This is a genomic window from Saonia sp., assembly GCF_056326165.1.
Genome location: NZ_JBWFBN010000001.1, coordinates 210,194 through 230,739 on the forward strand (window position 1 = coordinate 210,194; position 20,546 = coordinate 230,739).

22 protein-coding genes are annotated in these 20,546 nt (G+C 37.1%); 14 read left to right on the forward strand and 8 right to left on the reverse strand.

Going from position 1 to position 20,546, the window contains the following annotated elements; translation table 11 throughout:
• The first annotated feature begins 52 nt into the window (after window positions 1–52).
• Window positions 53–1,138, forward strand: a complete 1,086-nt coding sequence (locus AC000W_RS00860) for an acyltransferase family protein (RefSeq protein WP_474745229.1) — start codon at window positions 53–55, stop codon at window positions 1,136–1,138.
• 35 nt (window positions 1,139–1,173) lie between these two features.
• Window positions 1,174–1,404, forward strand: coding sequence for a (4Fe-4S)-binding protein (locus AC000W_RS00865; protein ID WP_474745230.1), 231 nt, complete (start codon window positions 1,174–1,176; stop codon window positions 1,402–1,404).
• A gap of 23 nt (window positions 1,405–1,427) precedes the next feature.
• Here the strand turns inward: AC000W_RS00865 and AC000W_RS00870 are convergent, their stop codons facing one another.
• Window positions 1,428–2,018, reverse strand: coding sequence for a riboflavin synthase (locus AC000W_RS00870; protein WP_474745231.1), 591 nt, complete (start codon window positions 2,016–2,018; stop codon window positions 1,428–1,430).
• A 55-nt stretch (window positions 2,019–2,073) separates the two neighbouring features.
• Here AC000W_RS00870 and pdxA point away from each other — a divergent pair, with 55 nt between their 5' ends.
• The 12 genes from pdxA to AC000W_RS00930 all read left to right on the forward strand — a co-directional run bounded on the left by pdxA (window position 2,074) and on the right by AC000W_RS00930 (window position 13,343).
• The gene (gene pdxA / locus AC000W_RS00875; RefSeq protein WP_474745232.1) at window positions 2,074–3,120 is read left to right on the forward strand and encodes a 4-hydroxythreonine-4-phosphate dehydrogenase PdxA; all 1,047 of its coding nucleotides are present in this window, start codon (window positions 2,074–2,076) and stop codon (window positions 3,118–3,120) included.
• 163 nt (window positions 3,121–3,283) lie between these two features.
• Window positions 3,284–3,817 (forward strand): YceD family protein, encoded by a 534-nt coding sequence (locus tag AC000W_RS00880; protein ID WP_474745233.1) that lies wholly within the window; start codon window positions 3,284–3,286, stop codon window positions 3,815–3,817.
• A gap of 8 nt (window positions 3,818–3,825) precedes the next feature.
• Window positions 3,826–4,023, forward strand: coding sequence for a 50S ribosomal protein L32 (gene rpmF / locus AC000W_RS00885; RefSeq protein WP_167963172.1), 198 nt, complete (start codon window positions 3,826–3,828; stop codon window positions 4,021–4,023).
• Between the two features lie 174 nt (window positions 4,024–4,197).
• Complete coding sequence (locus AC000W_RS00890; protein ID WP_474745234.1) at window positions 4,198–5,196, forward strand: beta-ketoacyl-ACP synthase III; 999 nt, start codon at window positions 4,198–4,200, stop codon at window positions 5,194–5,196.
• A gap of 28 nt (window positions 5,197–5,224) precedes the next feature.
• Window positions 5,225–5,704, forward strand: coding sequence for an acetyl-CoA carboxylase biotin carboxyl carrier protein (accB, locus tag AC000W_RS00895; protein ID WP_474745236.1), 480 nt, complete (start codon window positions 5,225–5,227; stop codon window positions 5,702–5,704).
• 97 nt (window positions 5,705–5,801) lie between these two features.
• The gene (gene accC, locus AC000W_RS00900) at window positions 5,802–7,151 is read left to right on the forward strand and encodes an acetyl-CoA carboxylase biotin carboxylase subunit (protein WP_474745237.1); all 1,350 of its coding nucleotides are present in this window, start codon (window positions 5,802–5,804) and stop codon (window positions 7,149–7,151) included.
• Window positions 7,152–7,333: 182 nt separating this feature from the next.
• Entirely contained in the window at window positions 7,334–7,972 is a 639-nt protein-coding gene (locus AC000W_RS00905) for a hypothetical protein (RefSeq protein WP_474745239.1), read from the forward strand.
• A 70-nt stretch (window positions 7,973–8,042) separates the two neighbouring features.
• Window positions 8,043–9,155 (forward strand): NAD(P)/FAD-dependent oxidoreductase, encoded by a 1,113-nt coding sequence (locus AC000W_RS00910; RefSeq protein WP_474745240.1) that lies wholly within the window; start codon window positions 8,043–8,045, stop codon window positions 9,153–9,155.
• 77 nt (window positions 9,156–9,232) lie between these two features.
• Entirely contained in the window at window positions 9,233–10,225 is a 993-nt protein-coding gene (lpxD, locus tag AC000W_RS00915; RefSeq protein WP_474745242.1) for a UDP-3-O-(3-hydroxymyristoyl)glucosamine N-acyltransferase, read from the forward strand.
• Entirely contained in the window at window positions 10,226–10,672 is a 447-nt protein-coding gene (locus AC000W_RS00920) for a 3-oxoacyl-ACP synthase (protein ID WP_474745243.1), read from the forward strand. It abuts the gene before it with no gap.
• Between the two features lie 94 nt (window positions 10,673–10,766).
• Window positions 10,767–12,488 carry an IlvD/Edd family dehydratase gene (locus AC000W_RS00925; RefSeq protein WP_474745244.1) on the forward strand — a complete coding sequence of 574 codons (1,722 nt, stop codon included), beginning with the start codon at window positions 10,767–10,769 and terminating at the stop codon, window positions 12,486–12,488.
• A gap of 18 nt (window positions 12,489–12,506) precedes the next feature.
• A complete protein-coding gene (locus AC000W_RS00930; protein WP_474745246.1) occupies window positions 12,507–13,343 on the forward strand; it encodes a fumarylacetoacetate hydrolase family protein in 837 nt (278 codons plus the stop codon).
• Here the strand turns inward: AC000W_RS00930 and arfB are convergent.
• From arfB to AC000W_RS00965, 7 genes are all read right to left on the reverse strand, one after another.
• Window positions 13,340–13,744 carry an alternative ribosome rescue aminoacyl-tRNA hydrolase ArfB gene (arfB, locus tag AC000W_RS00935; RefSeq protein ID WP_474745247.1) on the reverse strand — a complete coding sequence of 135 codons (405 nt, stop codon included), beginning with the start codon at window positions 13,742–13,744 and terminating at the stop codon, window positions 13,340–13,342. The genes AC000W_RS00930 and arfB overlap by 4 nt on opposite strands.
• 9 nt (window positions 13,745–13,753) lie before the next feature.
• Window positions 13,754–14,734 (reverse strand): sulfate/molybdate ABC transporter ATP-binding protein, encoded by a 981-nt coding sequence (locus AC000W_RS00940; RefSeq protein ID WP_474745248.1) that lies wholly within the window; start codon window positions 14,732–14,734, stop codon window positions 13,754–13,756.
• A 64-nt stretch (window positions 14,735–14,798) separates the two neighbouring features.
• Complete coding sequence (locus tag AC000W_RS00945) at window positions 14,799–16,955, reverse strand: prolyl oligopeptidase family serine peptidase (RefSeq protein WP_474745249.1); 2,157 nt, start codon at window positions 16,953–16,955, stop codon at window positions 14,799–14,801.
• A 98-nt stretch (window positions 16,956–17,053) separates the two neighbouring features.
• Window positions 17,054–18,043: an aspartate-semialdehyde dehydrogenase gene (locus AC000W_RS00950; RefSeq protein ID WP_474745250.1), complete on the reverse strand. Its 990-nt coding sequence runs from the start codon at window positions 18,041–18,043 to the stop codon at window positions 17,054–17,056.
• A gap of 191 nt (window positions 18,044–18,234) precedes the next feature.
• Window positions 18,235–18,639, reverse strand: coding sequence for a large conductance mechanosensitive channel protein MscL (mscL, locus tag AC000W_RS00955; RefSeq protein ID WP_474745252.1), 405 nt, complete (start codon window positions 18,637–18,639; stop codon window positions 18,235–18,237).
• A gap of 66 nt (window positions 18,640–18,705) precedes the next feature.
• Window positions 18,706–19,815: an alanine racemase gene (gene alr, locus AC000W_RS00960; protein WP_474745254.1), complete on the reverse strand. Its 1,110-nt coding sequence runs from the start codon at window positions 19,813–19,815 to the stop codon at window positions 18,706–18,708.
• Window positions 19,808–20,452, reverse strand: coding sequence for a thymidine kinase (locus tag AC000W_RS00965; RefSeq protein ID WP_474745256.1), 645 nt, complete (start codon window positions 20,450–20,452; stop codon window positions 19,808–19,810). The genes alr and AC000W_RS00965 overlap by 8 nt, the downstream gene beginning before the upstream one ends.
• Window positions 20,453–20,546: the final 94 nt, after the last annotated feature.

Genomic DNA, 20,546 nt, shown 5'->3' on the forward strand with positions numbered 1-20,546 from the left:
AGTGTTTTAGGCCAAAAGTGTATCTTTAAAGAACCAACTAATCTTTAAAGACATGAAAAATAGAATCCTATCTGTTGATATTTTTAGGGGATTGACTATAGCCTTAATGGTTTTGGTCAATACGCCAGGTACATGGAGCAATGTATATGCTCCATTTTTGCATGCCAGCTGGCATGGATATACCCCAACGGATTTGGTGTTTCCTTTCTTTTTGTTTATTGTAGGGACATCTATTGTTTTTGCTTACAAGAACAAGAAGATAAACAGTGGCACCTATAAAAAAATCACAATAAGAACTTTAAAATTGATTGGCTTAGGGTTGTTCTTAGGGGCATTTACCTTGAGCTTCCCATTTTTCAAGGATTTTGTTGATATACGTTTTCCCGGGGTGTTACAGAGAATAGGGGTTGTGTTTTTCTTTGCAGCTATTTTATTTTTGAATTTTAACTGGAAAGCATTGATTGGTATTTGCGCAGCACTACTATTGGGTTATTGGGCATTGATGACCTTGATTCCTGTTGGGGGCGTAGCTTCTACTTTGGAAAGGGCACCTAACAATCTGGCCAATTATTTGGATGTGGCTGTGTTTGGAACACATAACTACAAGGCCGACTATGACCCAGAAGGTTTGTTAAGTACTTTACCATCAATTGCAACTTCCTTATTGGGAATATTCACAGGATTAATACTGGTTTCCAAAAGACAAAAGAAAGAAGTTTTATTGGCTGGTTTGGGCGTTGTGTTTCTTGTTGTAGGACATCTGTGGGATTTTGTTTTTCCAATCAACAAAGCTTTGTGGAGTAGTAGTTTTGTATTGGTTACAGCAGGATGGGCAAATTTAGTATTGGCTCTTATTTATTTCTTAACCGATGTTAAAGACATGCAATTGGGCAGCATCTTTAAAAAAGTGGGTGCCAATGCCATTACCATTTATTTCTTGTCCAGTTTTGTTTCCAAATTAATGGGCATGATTAAAGTTGGCGACACTTCTTTACACGGCTGGTTATTTAATACTGTTTATGTGCACGATTTTATACCTATTAAAATGTCTTCTCTATTATATGGTCTTTCTGTGGTGACGTTCTATCTGATTTTGGCACATGTAATGTATAAAAAGAAAATTTTTATAAAGGTTTAAAATCAAAACTATTTATGTCTTAAAAAGATTAGAAAATGGAAAATAAAGAGAAAGTTAAACAATACTCAAATGGAGAAATAACAATTGAATGGAGACCTTCAAAGTGTACGCACGCGGGGGAATGCGTAAAAGCCTTGCCAAAAGTCTATAAGCCAAAAGAGAAACCTTGGATAACCATAGAAAATGCGACTTCTGATGAGTTGAAAAGGCAAATAAATAAATGCCCTTCAGGAGCATTGTCTTTTTTTAAAGACCAAGAAAACTAGGAAAATAAAAAACAATTTGCCCTCTATTTTCTATTCTCCATCAATTTGGCTATATATTTACCAATAACATCAAATTCCAAGTTAACAATCGTCCCCACCTTATAGGAACCGAATCTGGTATTTTCGTATGTATAGGGAATTATTGCTACACTAAAGAAATTAGTGCCAGAATCTACAACCGTTAAACTTGTGCCGTCAATAGTAATGCTTCCTTTTTCTATGGTTAAATTGTTTAGTGTAGCATCATATTCAAACGAAAAAAACCAACTTCCATCTTTTTCTTTAACATCTCTACATATAGCAGTTTGATCCACGTGACCTTGGACTAAATGCCCATCTAACCTAGAACCCAAAACCATTGCTCGTTCCAAGTTAATAGCATCACCGGCCTTTAAAAACCCTAAGCTTGTTTTTTGGAGGGTTTCTTCAATAGCAGTTACTGTATAATTATCTTCATCTAAGTCTATTACCGTTAAACACACACCGTTATGGGCAACACTTTGATCTATTTTTAATTCAGATGTTATGGTAGAACTTATGGTAATGTGGAGGTTGCCTCCCTCTTTTTCTAACTTTTCTATCCAGCCAAGTGTTTCTATGATGCCTGTAAACATGTATCGTTTTAATTAAGTAGTTTTGCTGTAAATTTAGATATAAAGGCATAAAATTATGCATGAGACTGGAAAAATAAAAGTTGGGATTTCTATTGGGGATTTAAACGGTATAGGTTGCGAGGTAGTTCTTAAGACTTTTGAGGACGAAAGAATGCTGGATTTTTGCACCCCTGTTATTTTTGCGTCTAACAAAACAATATCTGCCCAAAAAACAGCATTGGGAATAGAAATTAATTTCCACGGTATACACGATGCTTCCAAAGCATTGGACGGAAAAATAAATGTGGTAAATGCTTGGAAAGAAGTCCCAAAACTTGAGTTTGGAAAAGACAGTAAAGAGGCAGGTTCTTTTGCCATTAAGTCTTTAAAAGTCGCTGTAAATGCTTTAAAAAAAGGAGATGTTGATGTTTTGGTTACGGCTCCTATCAATAAAAATAATATTCAGGCAGAGGATTTTAACTTTCCTGGGCATACAGATTATTTAGCAAAGGAATTGGAAGGCGAAAGTCTAATGTTTATGGTAACAGATAATTTAAAAATAGGACTTCTAACTGATCATGTGGCCGTAAAGGACGTGGCAAAGGCAATCACTCCTAAATTAATCCAGAAGAAAATTAAAATTATAGAAGATTCCTTAAAAATGGATTTTGGTATTCGCAGACCTAAAATCGCTATGTTAGGAATAAACCCTCATAGTGGTGATAATGGCGTCATAGGAAAAGAGGATGATGAGGTAATGAAACCTGTAATCAAGGAACTTTTTGAAAAAGGGCATTTGGTGTACGGCCCCTATGCGGCGGACAGTTTTTTTGGCTCCGAATCCTATAAGAGCTTTGATGCCATTTTGGCCGCATACCATGACCAGGGGCTAATTCCCTTTAAGACAATGTCATTTGGCAGGGGAGTTAATTATACAGCAGGCTTGAACAAGGTACGGACTTCACCAGACCATGGCACGGCCTATGAAATTGCTGGCAAGGGCAAGGCAGACCATAGCTCATTTAAAGAAGCAGTTTTTATGGGAATTAAGATTTTTAGAAACAGAAAAGAATATACAGAACTAACCAAAAACCCATTACAAAAACAAAGAGTTAAAAGATGATTTTTTAGCACTATGTTTTTATAAGTAGCAAAACAATTGTTCCTTTGTAAGGGTAACCAACAAACCATAAGGGATTTAGCTTTAAAAAAGTTGGGATTTTATAAAATAATAGTATCTTTGCAGCCCTGTTTTAAGCAGGAAAAGCATTAAACAAGTGTTGAACATGGTGAAGCTAAAGGAGTTTGATATTCCTTTCTCAGGATTGAGTCTAGGAAAGCACAAGTTTGATTATGACATTAAGAATACGTTCTTTGAATCTTTTGATTACAATGAGTTTAATAAGGCAGATATTCATATTGATGCCCAATTGAACAAAATGACGACCATGCTAGAATTGGAACTATCCGCTACTGGCAGTGTAAATGTAAATTGTGATATCATCAATGAACCCTATGATCAAGAAATAGAGGGTGAATTGGAATTGGTGATTAAGTTTGGTGAAGAATATAATGACGAGAATGAAGAAATATTGGTTATTCCTCACGGCGAACACCAAGTAAACATAGCACAGTACGTTTATGAAATGTTGGTTTTGGCAGTGCCTTTAAAAAGAGTTCACCCAGGAGTTTTAGACGGCTCTTTGGATTCTGAAGCATTGACTAAACTAGAAGAATTGCAACCAAAAGAAGAAAAGAAAAACAAAGAAAATACGGATCCCAGGTGGGATGCACTAAAAAAATTATTAACGGATAAATAAGTTTCATAATGGCACATCCTAAAAGAAAAATTTCTAAAACCAGAAGGGACAAGAGAAGAACTCATTACAAGGCAGCTGATCAACAATTGGCTAAAGACCCAACAACTGGTGAAATACATTTATACCACAGAGCTCATTGGCACGAAGGTAAGTTATACTATCGCGGTGAAGTTTTAATAGACAAGACCGAAGAGGCTGTAGCATAGTTTGTCTCTACAACACAAAATTTAACTCCCACTTTTATTAAAGTGGGAGTTTTTTTATGAAATTTAAAAAAAATCAAAAACAAGAGGGTTTTAATCAAAAAGTCGTTGAAAATGATTAATTTTCACCTCTTTTGAGTCATTTTTGAATGTTTTTGACAAAAAAACAATTTTAGCATGAGTAAATTATCAGCAGCTATTACAGCTGTGGGAGGGTATGTTCCCAAATTTGTCCTAACTAACAAAATGTTAGAAGGAATGGTAGAGACTAATGATGAGTGGATTACTTCAAGGACAGGGATAAAGGAAAGGCGAATCTTAAAAGAGGAAGAAGGAAAAGGGACATCCTATTTGGCGATACAAGCCGCCAAGCAGCTTATAGCAAAAAGCAAGCTTGATCCTTCGGAAATAGACTTGGTTCTTGTAGCGACAGCGACACCAGATAACATGGTTGCCTCAACGGCTGCTTTTGTGGCTTCTGAAATAGGCGCGGTTAATGCTTTTGCCTATGATTTGTTAGCAGCTTGTTCCAGTTTTCTTTTTGGAATGTCTGCAGCAGCAGGATATATAGAAACGGGTAGATATAAAAAGGTACTGTTAATAGGAGCAGACAAAATGTCCTCCATTATAGATTATACAGATAGAACTACCTGTATCATTTTTGGAGATGGTGCTGGAGCTGTTCTTTTTGAACCAAACACGGAAGGCTTGGGATTGCAAGATGAATATTTAAGAGCAGATGGGTCTGGAAGAAAATTTTTAGGCATGGAGGGCGGAGGTTCACTTATGCCTGCAACAGAGGAATCTGTTAAGAACAGGAAACACTATATTTTCCAAGATGGTAAGTCGGTGTTTAAATTTGCTGTTTCTAATATGGCAGATGTGGCAGAAAAAATTATGAAACAGAACAATCTAGAAGATAAGGACGTGTCATGGTTAGTGCCGCACCAAGCTAATAAACGTATAATAGATGCAACAGCAAATAGAATGGGATTAGACCACTCTAAGGTAATGATGAATATTCAGAGATATGGTAACACCACATCTGCTACCTTGCCTCTTTTATTGAGTGACTATGAGAGTCAGTTAAAAAAAGGGGATAATTTGGTTTTTGCTGCCTTTGGAGGTGGTTTTACATGGGGCGCCATTTATTTAAAATGGGCCTATAATTCATAATTAAATACAACTAACAAAAACTTATTTCATGGACATCAAAGAAATTCAAAGCTTGATTAAATTTGTAGCCAAGTCGGGCGCAAGTGAGGTTAAATTGGAAATGGAGGATATTAAAATCACCATTAGAACTGGATCAGCTGATTATACTCCAGAAACTACTTATGTGCAACAAATTCCTGTAGCATCTGCTCCAGTGGCAGCAGCTCCTGCAGTAGCCGAAGTTGCTGCACCAGCAGTACCAGCATCAGATTCTGATGATGATTCTAAATATATTACAATAAAATCTCCAATAATAGGAACTTTCTATAGAAAGCCCTCTCCAGACAAACCTGCCTTTGTTGAGGTTGGTGACACCATTGGAAAAGGAGATGTTTTATGTGTGATTGAGGCCATGAAACTTTTTAACGATATTGAATCTGAGGTTTCAGGTAAAATTGTAAAAGTATTGGTAGATGATTCATCACCAGTAGAATTTGACCAACCATTATTCTTGGTAGACCCGTCTTAGTAAATTTTAAGTGTTGAATGTCTGAATTTCTAACTTTTTAATATTGAAAATTCAACATACTTAAAACTTAAAAATCACAACTTTAAAATTTTAAAGGATGTTTAAAAAAATACTTATTGCAAATAGGGGAGAGATTGCGCTACGAATCATAAGAACCTGTAAAGAAATGGGAATAAAGACGGTTGCTGTTTATTCCAAAGCAGATGAAGAAAGCTTGCATGTAAGATTTGCAGATGAGGCCGTGTGTATTGGACCAGCCGCAAGTAGTGAATCCTATCTTAAAATACCAAATATTATTGCAGCTGCAGAAATAACCAATGCAGATGCTATTCACCCAGGATATGGGTTTTTATCAGAAAATTCTAAGTTTTCCAAAATTTGTGCTGAACACGACATAAAATTCATTGGAGCTTCTGGAGAACATATTGACAAAATGGGAGATAAGGCGACAGCCAAAGAAACCATGAAAAAAGCTGGTGTGCCTACCATCCCAGGCTCTGAAGGTCTTTTGAAATCTGTTGATGACGCCAAAAAGGTTGCCAAGAAAATGGGTTACCCCGTTATGATAAAAGCTACCGCAGGTGGTGGCGGAAAAGGAATGCGGGCTGTTTGGAAAGAAGAAGAAATGGAAGGCTTATACGAAAGCGCCGTGCAAGAAGCTACAGCGGCTTTTGGAAATGGGGGCATGTATATGGAAAAGTTGATAGAAGAGCCTAGACATATTGAAATCCAAATTGTGGGAGATCAATACGGGAAAGCATGCCATTTATCCGAAAGAGATTGTTCCGTTCAACGTAGGCACCAAAAATTAACGGAAGAAACACCATCTCCTTTTATGACAGACAAGTTAAGGGAAGATATGGGCAAGGCTGCAGTTTTGGCAGCAGAATATATTAAATACGAAGGCGCAGGAACAGTGGAGTTTTTGGTGGATAAGCATCGAAATTTCTACTTTATGGAAATGAACACTCGTATCCAAGTAGAACATCCAATTACAGAACAAGTAATTGATTATGATCTTATTAGAGAGCAGATATTAGTAGCTGGAGGAGTTCCAATTTCGGGAAAAAACTATACGCCTAAATTGCATTCTATAGAATGTAGAATTAATGCAGAAGACCCGTATAATAACTTTAGACCTTCCCCCGGAAAAATTACAACTTTACACACTCCAGGAGGTCATGGAATACGTTTGGACACACATGTGTATAGCGGTTACACCATACCACCTAATTATGATTCTATGATTGCAAAGTTGATTACAACTGCCCAAACAAGGGAAGAGGCTATCAACAAAATGAAAAGGGCGCTGGATGAGTTTGTAATAGAAGGTGTTAAAACTACGATACCGTTTCATAGGCAATTGATGGATCATCCAGATTATTTGGCAGGTAATTATACTACCAAATTCATGGAAGATTTTGAAATGGCACCTATAGAGGAATAAGCATCGTTTTTATACCGCCTCGATTAATATTACTTTATTGAGGGCTGTCGTTAAATAGTGTACGCTCAACGAGATTATTTTTTGTTTGGCTTTCTGTTACATATTTATGTATTTCCCCAAGTTATACCTATCTATTATTTTCTATGGTTTGGAGCGCTATTGCTTTTCATATTTTTTAGGAAATGGTAAAATTTTACAATTGTTTTTTTAGGTATTTACTTTTTGTGCCGTTACTTTTCATTGCTGGTTGCTCAGCAAGCAAATCAAACTTTAATAGAGCGTACCAAGAAGAATGGAAAAAAATAATTAAGTCGCAAGCTTGGTACGATGCTTTGGAGCCCAACGATGCCTTAGTGTCTGTAGGCGCTACTGAGCTTTATATAGATAATCCAAAAAGAGCCTTTAAAAACGTTGATTATGAATCAATTATTAAAATTGATAACATTTTCAATGATGAATATAACTCCTTGGTCTCTAGATCTTATTATAAGATTATCAATGAAGCACAAAAGGCAGATGAGCGACTTAAAGCCGAGTACGACCGATTGAATAAAGAAAAGCACGACCCTATCAACAAGAACAATCAGGAGTTTAAAAACCTTCTGGATTTAGTAAATAAAAAATACAATGCGCATAAAGAAATGTTAGAAGGATTAAAAGCGTGGAACATTTTCAGTGAAAATAGAACTGGGGACTTGGACTCTTTTAAAAGAGAAAATGCCCAAGAGGTTTATAGAAGACATAAGAATGATGAGGCAGAAGACTCCATTATTGCTTTTTTGGTTTATCAACTAGCAGATTTATATCATTTTGAAAATTGATTGACACCAAAAAAGACGCTGAGAAAAATATAAAGGGTAAATTTATACCTGTTCATATTTTATCATAGAAATGACCTTTAGCTATTGGGAGTACAAATCATGGTTGTCCAACATAGATTTCACAATTGTTGGCAGTGGTATTGTTGGACTTAATTGTGCTTTATCCCTTAAAGAAAAACATCCCAATGCTAAAATCCTGATACTGGAAAAGGGAATTCTACCCCAAGGCGCAAGTACTAAAAATGCTGGCTTTGCATGTTTTGGCAGTATTTCTGAAATCATATCAGATTTAAATACCCATACCGAGAATGAAGTTGTGGAACTGGTCCAAAAAAGATGGAACGGCATAAAGTTGTTGCGCAAAACTTTGGGCGACAAGCAAATTGATTTTCAAAATCATGGAGGACATGAATTGTTTATGTACTATGATGAGAAGTTGTTTGACAATTGCATGAACAGGTTAGATGAAGTCAACACCTTATTGACACCTGTTTTTGGAGGAAAAGCATTTAAAAAACAACCCAACACCTATAAGTTTAAAAAAGTAAAAGAAACATACATTACCCATGGTTTTGAATCTCAGATTGATACCGGAATGATGATGAACACTTTTTTAAAGAAAGTATCTAATAGTGGTATACATATTTTAAATTCTATAAAAGTAAAGGAGTTTGAAGAGAATGGGGGTAAAGTTTCTGTTAAGACAGATAAGTTTGATTTTACCACCAATAAATTACTGATTGCCACAAATGGTTTTGCGCCAGATTTAATCTACGAAGAAGTGAAGCCAGCAAGAGCTCAGGTGTTAATTACAAAGCCGATTAAAAACCTAGATATTAAGGGGACATTTCATTTGGATGAAGGCTATTATTATTTTAGAAATATTGATGATAGGATTCTTTTTGGAGGAGGCAGAAACTTAGATTTTAAAACAGAGGAAACCGCAACCTTTGGGGAGACAGAGATAGTTCAAAAAAAACTCAGGGAAATGCTTAAAGAAATGATTTTACCCAATACTCCTTTTGTGGTGGATTATAGCTGGAGCGGAATTATGGGTATTGGCAAAACAAAAAAGCCCATAGTAAAACAACTTTCCAACAATGTCTTTTGTGGAGTGCGTTTAGGCGGAATGGGTATTGCTATTGGCAGTTTTGTTGGAAAAGAACTTTCAGATTTGGTGTAGAACCAAATGTACAAATGCCATCAGTTTTTTGTAGTTTCACAAAGTATAAATTTCTAGAAACTAAATAAACCGACCTAATGAAATCGTTTACTATTCGTGAAATCAATGAAATCCTAAACGGGGAATTGATTGGCACCACTACACAACAAATTACTGGCCCAGAAGAGTTAGGAAAGGCCACCAACAGCCATATAACCTTTATAGGAAGTCCAAAATATGTTCGTTTTTGGAAAGATTCTAATGCTTGTGCTGCTATTGTAAATGAAAAACTAGATGTAGAGCCTGGCGAAAACAGAGCATTGATTAAAGTAAAGAATGCAGATTTGGCCATGGCGAAAATACTAGAAGCCTTTGACCCAGGACCTCCACAGTTTGATGAGGATATTCACCCAACAGCAATCATACACGAATCTGCTACTCTTGGAACAGGCTGTAGAATTGGAGCAGGCTGTTATGTGGGCAAAGATGTGGTTTTAGGAGACTCGGTAACATTATATCCACATGTTTCTGTTTTTGATGAAACCAAAATTGGAAACAATACTACAGTATGGTCTGGAACGGTAATCAGGGAACGAAGTATAATAGGTAGCCATTGTATTTTTCACACCAATGTGAGCATAGGCGCAGACGGTTTTGGTTATCGCCCAAGCGATGATGGCAGAGGGTTGGTCAAAATTCCGCAAATTGGAAATGTAATTATAGGCAATGGCGTTGAAATTGGCGCAAACTCTTGTGTGGATCGGGCAAAGTTTAGCTCTACAGTTGTTGGGGACGGATGTAAAATAGACAACTTTGTGCAGATTGCCCATAATTGTATTATGGGTCGCTCTTGTATCATGGCTGGTCATAGTGGTCTTGCAGGCTCCGTGACTTTGGGAGATGGGGTTATTATTGGCGGAAGTGCATCGATTAAGGACCATACAACCATTCATTCTGGTGCTATTGTGGGAGCAGGGTCAGGAGTTATGAAAGACGTACCAGCAGGCCAAACAGTATTAGGCTACCCAGCAATGGAATCTAGGGAAATGCTAAAGCAGTGGGTTGCCATGCGCAAGCTTACTCAAGAATAAATGGAGCATAAGAGATTGAAGGAAGAGCTATTTAATCATTGCAAGGATTTTGTTGACGATAGAATTTTCAGAATAAAGGGCAATATTGAAGCCACTCAAGAGGCATTGACTTCCGAGACTAAAAGCAGTGCTGGGGATAAGCATGAAACGGGTCGTGCCATGATTCAATTAGAGAGAGAAAAATTGGGACAACAGCTTGCGGAAGCAGAAAAAATAAAACGAGTCTTATATCAGATTCAATTAGATAGTAATATTAAACATGTTGGATTGGGAAGTTTGGTTTACACTAATAAAGCCGCTTATTTTTTAGGAATTTCTGCTGGGGAATATAAAAATGTCTTTTGTATTTCAGCAGGAACACCAATAGGGAGACTATTATTAGGCAAATCAAAGGGTGATATTGTCAGCTTTAACGATAACGATTTCGTAATTAAACAAATTCACTGAACAAATAGTGTTTAAGTAACACGTTGAATAGCCTTTGAATCGAATATTTTCCATAATTTAATTGCTTGTAAAAAGACTAAATCCGTCACATTTAATGGGCAAGAAAAAAGACTTACGTAGTAAGGAATGGTTTGGAGGCAATGACAAAATGGGCTTTGTACACCGTTCATGGCTTAGAAATCAGGGATATCCAGATGATTATTTTAGAGGGAAACCAGTAATAGGTATTTGTAATACATGGTCAGAATTGACACCTTGTAATGGACATTTGCGTGATTTTGCAGAGGTGGTCAAAAGAGGTGTTGCAGAGGCTGGTGGTTTTCCATTGGAATTTCCAGTAATGTCATTGGGAGAGACTATTATGAAACCTAGTACTATGCTTTTCAGGAATTTGGCAAGCATGGACACAGAGGAATCAATTAGGGCCAATCCTTTGGACGGAATTGTTCTTTTAACTGGTTGTGATAAAACAACCCCTTCAACAATAATGGGTGCGTGTAGTGTGGATTTGCCCACTATTGTGGTTCCTGGAGGACCTATGCTCAACGGTCGTTTTAGAGGAGGGACCATAGGTTCTGGTTCCTTTAATTGGATGATTAAGGAAAAGCAAAAAACAGGAGAATATTCCGAGGCCGATTTTACGGAAGCTGAAGTGTGCGCAGCACGTAGTATTGGGCATTGCAATACAATGGGAACCGCATCTACTATGGGAACCATGTCTGAAGCATTGGGCCTTACACTTCCAGGTTTTTCATCAATCCCAGCCGCAGATTCTCGTAAAAAAATGATGGCTCAACTATCTGGCAGGCGTATTGTGGACATGGTACATGAAGATTTAACGCTTTCTAAAATATTGACAAAGGAAGCCTTTGAAAATGCCATTGTAACCAATGCTGCTGTAGGAGGTTCTACCAACTTAATTATTCATTTGATTGCTATTGCAAGAAGAATAGGAGTCGATTTAAAACTTGAAGATTTTGATAGTATTGGCAGTAAAATACCACTTTTGGTAAACTTGATGCCATCCGGTAAATTTTTAATGGAAGATTTTTTCTATGCAGGAGGACTTCCTGTAGTAATGAAGGAATTGGGAAATCTTTTACATAATGATATCATTACAGCTAACGGAAAAACTTTTAAAGATAATTATACCGATGCTATTTGCTATGACAAAGAAGTAATCGCAACCATAGACAAACCACTACAGGATAACGCTGGAATCGCTGTATTAAAAGGAAATATTTGTGAAAATGGAGCTGTAATAAAACCTTCGGCAGCCACGCCTAAATTGATGAAACACAAAGGGAAGGCAGTGGTTTTTGAAAGTATGGAAGATTATCACGAAAGAATAGACCTTCCAGATTTGGACATTGATGAAAATAGTGTGATAGTGCTCAAAGGAGTGGGTCCCAAAGGATATCCAGGGATGCCTGAAGTGGGCAATGTAGACCTTCCTGAAAAACTTATTTTAAAAGGAGTTAAGGATATGGTTCGTATTTCTGATGGCCGTATGAGCGGCACGGCATATGGGACTGTTATACTTCATGTTTCACCTGAATCAACAGTTGGTGGTGCCTTTGCGCTCATACAGAATGGAGACCTTATAGAGTTGGATGTTGAAAACCGACTTCTTAATCTAGATATTTCCGATGAAGAGCTTAAGAAAAGAAAAGATGCATGGGTAGCACCAGAACCTGTTGCCTATAGAGGGTATGCAAGAATTTATATAGACCATGTGGAACAAGCAGATAAAGGAGCAGATTTAGATGTTCTGGTGGGAGGATCAGGCTCAAAAGTGGAAAGAGACCTTCATTAAAACATAAAACTCAACCAAATGAAAATTTATAAAGTAAAAAGCGGAATTATAGTTGAAAAAGGCGTAGCATTCCATTTGTTAAAGAATGAGGAATGGGATAGTTTTATCAACAATGATAATTTATTGGAAATTGTTAGCAGTAAAATTAATGCGTCCAACCAAATTGAAAATGCATCAAGCTATTTGGAAAATGAGCTGTTGGCGCCTGTACAAAACCAAGAGATTTGGGCAAGTGGTGTCACTTATTACAATAGTAAAATGGGTAGGGAAGAAGAGTCCAAAGAAGCTGGCGGGAGCAGTTTTTATTCTAGAGTATATGTAGCAGATAGACCAGAACTTTTTTTCAAAGCAACGGCATATAGAACAGTAGGCTCAGGTGGAAAAGTTAGGAAAAGAGCAGATTCTACTTGGGATGTTCCAGAACCAGAATTAACATTGGTTATTACCTCATCAGGTAAAATAATTGGCTATACTATTGGTAATGACATGAGCTCTAGGAGCATAGAGGGAGAAAATCCGTTATACCTTCCACAAGCAAAAACCTATGATGGTTGTGCAGCGGTAGGGCCATGTATTTTACTTACTAATGACCCATTACCACAATCAACCCAAATAAGACTTACTATTTTACGTGGAGGTAATTCTGTTTTTGCAGATACAATTGGTATTGACCAAATAAAAAGAAAGTTTGAGGACTTAGTAAAATATCTTTACTTGGAATGCTCTTTCCCTTATGGAAGTTTATTGATGACGGGAACGGGCATTGTACCTGGCACCGATTTTAATTTACAAAGTGGTGATGAAATACAGATAACTATTGATGGGGTAGGCACGTTAGTAAACAAGGTGGCTTAATCCAAACCTGGCTTTTGTCTATTTACCTTTTTTTGAGCCATTTTTTGTTTGGATTTTAGGCGTTTTTCAACAGCAGATTTTGATGGTTTTGTCTTTTTGCGTTTTTTGGGAACTTTTAAAGCAGTTTTTATCAGCTCCAAAAAACGTTTGATGACCAATTCTTTGTTTTTATGTTGGCTGCGGGATTCATCGCACTGTAAAAGAAGCGCGTTTTCTTTGGTAAGCTTGCTTTCTAGCTTTCCATAAAGCCTTTCTTTTTCAATCTCTGATAATCCTGAGGAGTTTTCTACATCAAAAACCAGCTCTACTTTGGAGGAAACTTTATTCACATGCTGACCGCCGGCGCCACTGCTTCTAATGGCCTTGAACCTAAGCTCTTTTATAATAATTTCCTTGTCCAAAACTGCTGTTTAATTATCTTTCAGCCGCAAGTTAATGGTTTCTAAGGAAACGTTTAGAAACACTTCTGTATCTGCTTCTAATACTTTGTTTGAATTAAAATAAACAGTATCATTTTCATTCATTTTTGCCTCAACTAGATAATGACTTCCTTTAAAATAGGAATGTTTTACCCACACTTTTAACCCAGAACTATCAGAAATTTTAAATTCATGCGGATACACCATAATAGATTTACTAATCTCTGCATATGGCTTAATCAATTGAATGGGAATAAGACTGGCCTCGCCAAAAAGTGAGGCCACATACATTTCTTTTGGGTTTTGGTATATTGCTTCTGTGGCATCATTAACTAATATATGATGGTTCTTTAAAACAAGTACCCTGTCTGCATACGGCAAAATATCATTATGGTCGTGTGTTGCCGTTAAAACGGTAATTCCTTGTTTTTTAAGAAAAGAAAAAAGGTTTCTTCTTAGGCTATTTTTTCTAAAATTATCTATATGACCAAAAGGCTCATCCAATAATAAAACCTCAGGTTCTTGCGCCAGCACTCTTGCTAAAGCTACGCGTTGCTGTTGCCCACCGCTTAAGTTTTTGACCATGGTTTTTGCCATAGTGGTCATTTCAATCATTTCCAATAACTCATCAGTTCTTTTTTTGAGCTCTTTGGGGTCAAAAACAGATAAAAACTGACTCACATTTTCGGCAACAGTAGTGTAGGGCATTAAATCAAAATCTTGGGAAAGATACTTCATGTAAGATTCCCCTGGAACCAAGTTGTAGTTTGGCCCCATGACTTCAATATCTTTCCAAAACACCTTTCCCTCTTCAACATGTAGAAGACCGTAGATTATTTTTAAAAGGGTGCTTTTTCCACAGCCACTTTCTCCTAAAATGGACACATGTTCACCTTTTTGAACCTTAAAAGAAATGTCTTTTAGGACAGGAAAAGAATCATAAGAAAAAGAAGTGATATCTACTTGCAACATGGTTTTGGATAAATAAAAAGTCCGCCTCAATAGAGAAACGGACTTTATGGTATTGTATGTATATTTAGTCTTTAAATTCTTTTAAAACTGCTTTGTTGGGCAAGTCTTCATAACCCATATTAAAAAGGGTAAACCCAAAAATATCGGCATATTGTTCAATAGTTTTGCTTACGGGAGTTCCTGCCCCATGCCCAGCATTTGTTTCTATTCTAATAAGAGTGGGATTGCTCCCAGCTTGTTTTTCTTGCAGTTCGGCTGCAAATTTAAAACTATGTGCTGGTACTACACGATCATCATGGTCTCCCGTTGTGACCAAAGTGGCAGGGTAAGCTGTTCCCGCTTTGACATTATGCACTGGGGAATAGCCCTTTAAATATTCGAACATTTCTTCGCTTTCCTCAGCAGTTCCATAATCATAGGCCCATCCTGCACCAGCTGTAAAAGTGTGGTAACGCAACATATCCATAACTCCCACTGCTGGCAAGGCTACTTTCATTAAATCTGGTCTTTGTGTCATAGTTGCACCCACCAATAACCCTCCATTGGAGCCTCCTCTTATAGCTAAATATTCTGATGAGGTATATTTGTTTTCAATTAGATATTCTGCTGCGGCAATAAAGTCATCAAAAACATTTTGTTTTTTAGTTTTAGTTCCTGCATCGTGCCATTTTTTACCATACTCACCACCACCGCGTAGATTGGGGACGGCATAGACACCGCCCTGCTCCATCCAAACGGCATTTACAATACTAAAGGACGGGGTTAGACTTACATTGAACCCTCCATACCCATATAGGATTGTGGGGTTTTTACCGTTGAGTTTCAATCCTTTTTTATGGGTAATGATCATAGGGATTTTTGTGCCGTCCTTGGACGTATAGAACACTTGGGTAGATTCATAATCATTTGGATTAAAATCTATTTCCGGTTTCCAATACTGGGTGTATTCCCCTGTTTTTACATTGTATTTAAATGAGGAACCGGGTGTGTTGTAGTTGGTGAACGAGAAATAAAATTCATCTTTTTCCTTTTTGCCACCAAAACCACTGGCACTGCCCACACCGGGCAATTGCACCTCTCGTATTAATGTACCATCATAATCATATTGATATACTTTTGAAATGGCATCTACCATATATTCTGCAAAGAAATAGCCGCCACCAGTATTTGGGGAGAGTACATTTTCTGTTTCAGGAATAAAATCTACCCAATTATCTGGAGCGGGGTTAGATGCATCTACTGTTACAATTTTTTGATTAGGAGCATCCATATTGGTTACAATATATAGTTTGGAGCCTACATTTTCAATAATGTAGCTATCCGTTTCTGTATGGTTTAGAATAGTGACCAACCTGCTGTTGGGCTTAGAAAGGTCTTTTATAAATAGTTTGTTTCCAGAGGTTGATATAGAGGCAGAAATCATTAAATAATTTTCATCCTCTGTTACATAACCACCAACATATCTATGTTTTTCAGATGGCACCCCTCCATAGACCAGTACATCTTCCTTTTGAGAAGTTCCCAATTTATGATAGTAAAGTTTGTGTTGGTCTGTTTTGGCAGAAAGCTCACTTCCTTCGGGCTTATCATAACTAGAGTAATAAAAACCATCATTGCCTTTCCATGAAAGCCCACTAAATTTAATATCTACCAAAGTATCTTCAACAATTTCTTTGGTTTCGGCATTTAATACAATTGCCTTTCTCCAGTCGCTACCACCTTCAGAGATTAAGTAAGCTGCTAAAGAACCGTCTTTTGAAAATCTTAATCCCATTAAAGAAGTGGTGCCGTCCTCTGAAAAGGTATTTGGATCTAAGAAAACCTCTTCTTCACCTTCACCTTTTTTACGATAGACCACATATTGATTTTGCAGTCCATCATTCTTATAAAAATAAGTATAATTGCCTTCCTCAAAAGGAGAACCTAGTTTTTCATAGTTCCATAGTTTTTCCAATCGGTTTTTTAGGTCGTTGCGAAAAGGAATTTGGTCCAAATAACTAAAGGTGGTAACATTTTGCTCTTTTACCCAGGCTTCTGTTTCTTCACTCCTATCATCTTCTAACCAGCGGTAGGGGTCTTTTACTTCTGTTCCAAAATAAGTAGTTACTGTATCTGCTTTTTTAGTTATTGGGTAGTTCACAATAATAGATTCTTTTTTTGTTTCAGTTTGACAAGCTATTAGGAGTAGTGTCATAATAGGTATAAGGAGTAGCTTTTTCATTTTTCACCTGATTTTATGTCTTTAAAAATACCACAAAAGAACCTTTGTGTTTGGCACAAAGGTTCTTAATTATTTTAGAAATATATTAGGAGATAATGTTATACTAAATGATTTTCTACCAAGTACTCAGCAATTTGTACTGCGTTGGTGGCAGCTCCCTTTCTTAGATTGTCGGAAACAATCCACATATTTAGGGTGTGTCTTTGTGTTTCATCCCTACGGAGCCTACCTACAAATACATCATCTTTATCATGTGCATAAATGGGCATAGGATAGGTGTTGGTATCTGGATTGTCCTGTACTACAATACCCGGGGTTTCACTCAATAATTTGCGGATAGCGCTTAAATCAAAATCATTATAAAACTCAACATTTACAGATTCTGAGTGCCCACCAGCGGTAGGAATACGTACTGCTGTTGCTGTTACAGAAAAGGTTCTGTCATCCAATATTTTTTGTGGCTCACGTGCCAACTTCATTTCTTCTTTGGTATAGCCATTTTCTAAGAAAATATCGCAGTGAGGCAGGGCATTTCTTCCAATGGGATAGGGATACGCCATTTCTCCTTGTATTCCTGCAATTTCGTTTTCTAATTGTTGTACAGCTTTTACACCAGTACCAGAAACAGATTGGTAGGTAGAGATTACCACACGCTTCATTTTATATTTTTTGTGCAACGGAGCCAAGGCCATTACTAACTGAATAGTTGAACAATTAGGATTAGCAATTATTTTGTCTTCTTTGGTGAGCTCATTGGCGTTGATTTCTGGTACCACCAATTTTTTACTTGGATCCATTCGCCAAGCAGATGAGTTGTCAATCACCGTTGTTCCAACGTCTGCAAATTTTGGAGCCCATTCTAAAGAGGTGTCTCCACCAGCAGAAAAAATGGCAATGTCTGGTTTTGCCGCAACTGCATCGGCCAAGCCAATTATACTATATTCTTCACCTTTGTATGATAGTTTTTTCCCTACGGAACGCTCTGATGCTACCAACAACAATTCGGTTATTGGGAAATTACGTTCTGCCAATACTTTTAACATCACCTCGCCTACCATTCCTGTAGCGCCTACAATTGCAACTTTCATTGTACTAAGTTTATAAATTTAGAGGGCAAATGTACCACTTATAGCCAGTTTCACAAGCAATCAAATTAAGATTAATTAAAATATAACAAATTGTTACAAAAAAACAAACCATCAATTATGTTTAGCTAACAAATTGATGGTTTTAGGCTGATATATAGTGTAGCGGATGGTTCTATTTAAAATAGAACCACTTATTTCTTTTTCAACAAATCCCTTATTTCTGCCAAAAGATCTTCTTGGCTAGGCCCAGCTGGAGCTTCGGGAGCGGGAGGGGTTTTAGTTTTGTTGTATGCTTTAACAATTAAAAACATAATCCAACCCACAATAATTAAATTTATAATAGTGTTTACCCATGAACCCCACATAATGGCGTTTTCAGGAGTCGCAACGGCACCGGCAGCATCAATTACCGCTTCGTCAAGAATAATTTTCTTGTCAGCAAAATCTACACCACCAGCAAAATGCCCCACAATTGGCATAATAATATCTGAAACAAAGCCTTTAACGACGCTTCCAACGGCACCGGCCATAATTACAGCAACGGCAAATTCGATAACGTTGCCGGTCATGATAAAATTCTTGAATTCTTTAAGCATTTTGTATAGTTTATTGGTTAATAAGCTAGCAAAGTAATTAAAAAATGACTTCCTAACAAGGATATTTTAAGGCTGGGAATTTATAAATACTCTCTTCACCCTTTGGGAGATACCAGTAAGAAGCTCGTACGAAATGGTATTTCCTGCATATGCAAAACTCTCGGCAGATGAATTTTTGCCAAAAACAACAACCTCATCTCCTTCTTTACAATCAATTCCTGTAGCATCTACCATAATCATGTCCATACACACATTGCCAACAATAGGTGCCTTTTTGCCATGTATAAGGACAAAAACTTTGTTATTACCATACTGTCTTCTAATACCATCTGCATGACCAAGGGGAAGGGTTGCAATGGTTCTGTAAGTGTCGGATGTAAAACCCATATTGTACCCCACACTCTCGTTGGGTTCTATTTTATGTAGTTGAGAAATAATGGTCTTTAGGGTTGTAATGGGTCTTAGTTCATTATCAATTTTTTGGTTGTTTCCATACCCATAGAGACCAATTCCACTGCGTACCATATCATATTGAGCTTCAGGATAATTGATAATTCCTGATGTATTCAAAATATGTTTTAGCGGTTTGCACTCTAATTTTTCATCAATCTCTTTAGAAATTTTTTCAAAAGTGACTATTTGTTTTAATGTGAATTCTTTTTCCTTGGCATCTTCTGATGCTGCCAAATGTGAAAAAACAGAGGCGACTTTTACATTTTTGGTTAGATGCTCAACAACATAATCTACATCATTCTCCCAAAACCCTAGTCGGTTGAGACCAGTATTGAATTTTATATGAACAGGATATTCTATAAGATTTTTTTGCTGGGCAACTTCTAAAAAGGACTTAAGAATTTTAGGAGAATATAGGCTGGGCTCTAAACTGTGCTCAATGAGTGTTTCAAAATTTATTGCCTGTGGATGCAATACCAAAATGGGAGTTTTTATTCCAGCATTTCTTAGGGAAACCCCTTCTTTTGTGTAAGCCACAGCAAAATAATGGGTTCCTAAAGAATTTAGTTTTTTAGCAATTTCTATGGCGCCACTACCATAACCATAAGCTTTAACTACAGCAAGGAATTTGGTGTTGCTTTTTAGTTTAGATTTTAAATAACGGTAGTTGTGTTCCAGCGCTTTTAGGTCAATTTCCAGAACGGTTTCTGCGGCTTTAGGCATTGTTGTTTTTTTTCTTTTGGGAAACTTCCTCCGCATCTACATCCATTTCCTTTATTTTTTCTTTTAACATAGCCTTGTAAAAAGCTGCTCTGCTCAATGGTTCGTATTCTTCCGTTTCGCCCAACATTACCAATTTATCATTGTTAGATTTTCTAAAACTGTAATTGGCAAGATTCCCAGTTCGGGTACAAATAGCATGCACTTTTGTTACATATTCTGCAGTCGCCATCAATGCAGGCATGGGACCAAATGGATTGCCTTTAAAATCCATATCGAGTCCAGCAACGACTACACGCACCCCTTTATTGGCCAAGTCATTGCAAACGGATATTATTTCATCATCAAAAAATTGAGCCTCATCTATCGCAACCACATCACAGCCATCAGCTAAAATCCGAATATTTGCGGCTGCGGGCACTGGTGTAGAACGTATTTCATTGGCATCATGTGAGACCACCATATCCTCATGGTAACGGGTATCTACCATGGGTTTAAAAATCTCAACTTTTTGCTTAGCAAACTGTGCTCGTTTCAGTCTACGGATAAGTTCCTCGGTCTTACCAGAGAACATGGAGCCACAGATAACTTCTATCCAGCCAAATTGTTCTTTATGATTAACAGTATTTTCGAGAAACATTTTGTAATTTTAATAGACGAAAAGATTGCTATTTCCGTTTTATAAAAGAAGCTATAAAATTATTAAAAAAGAAGCACCTTTAGAGAATTAGGTT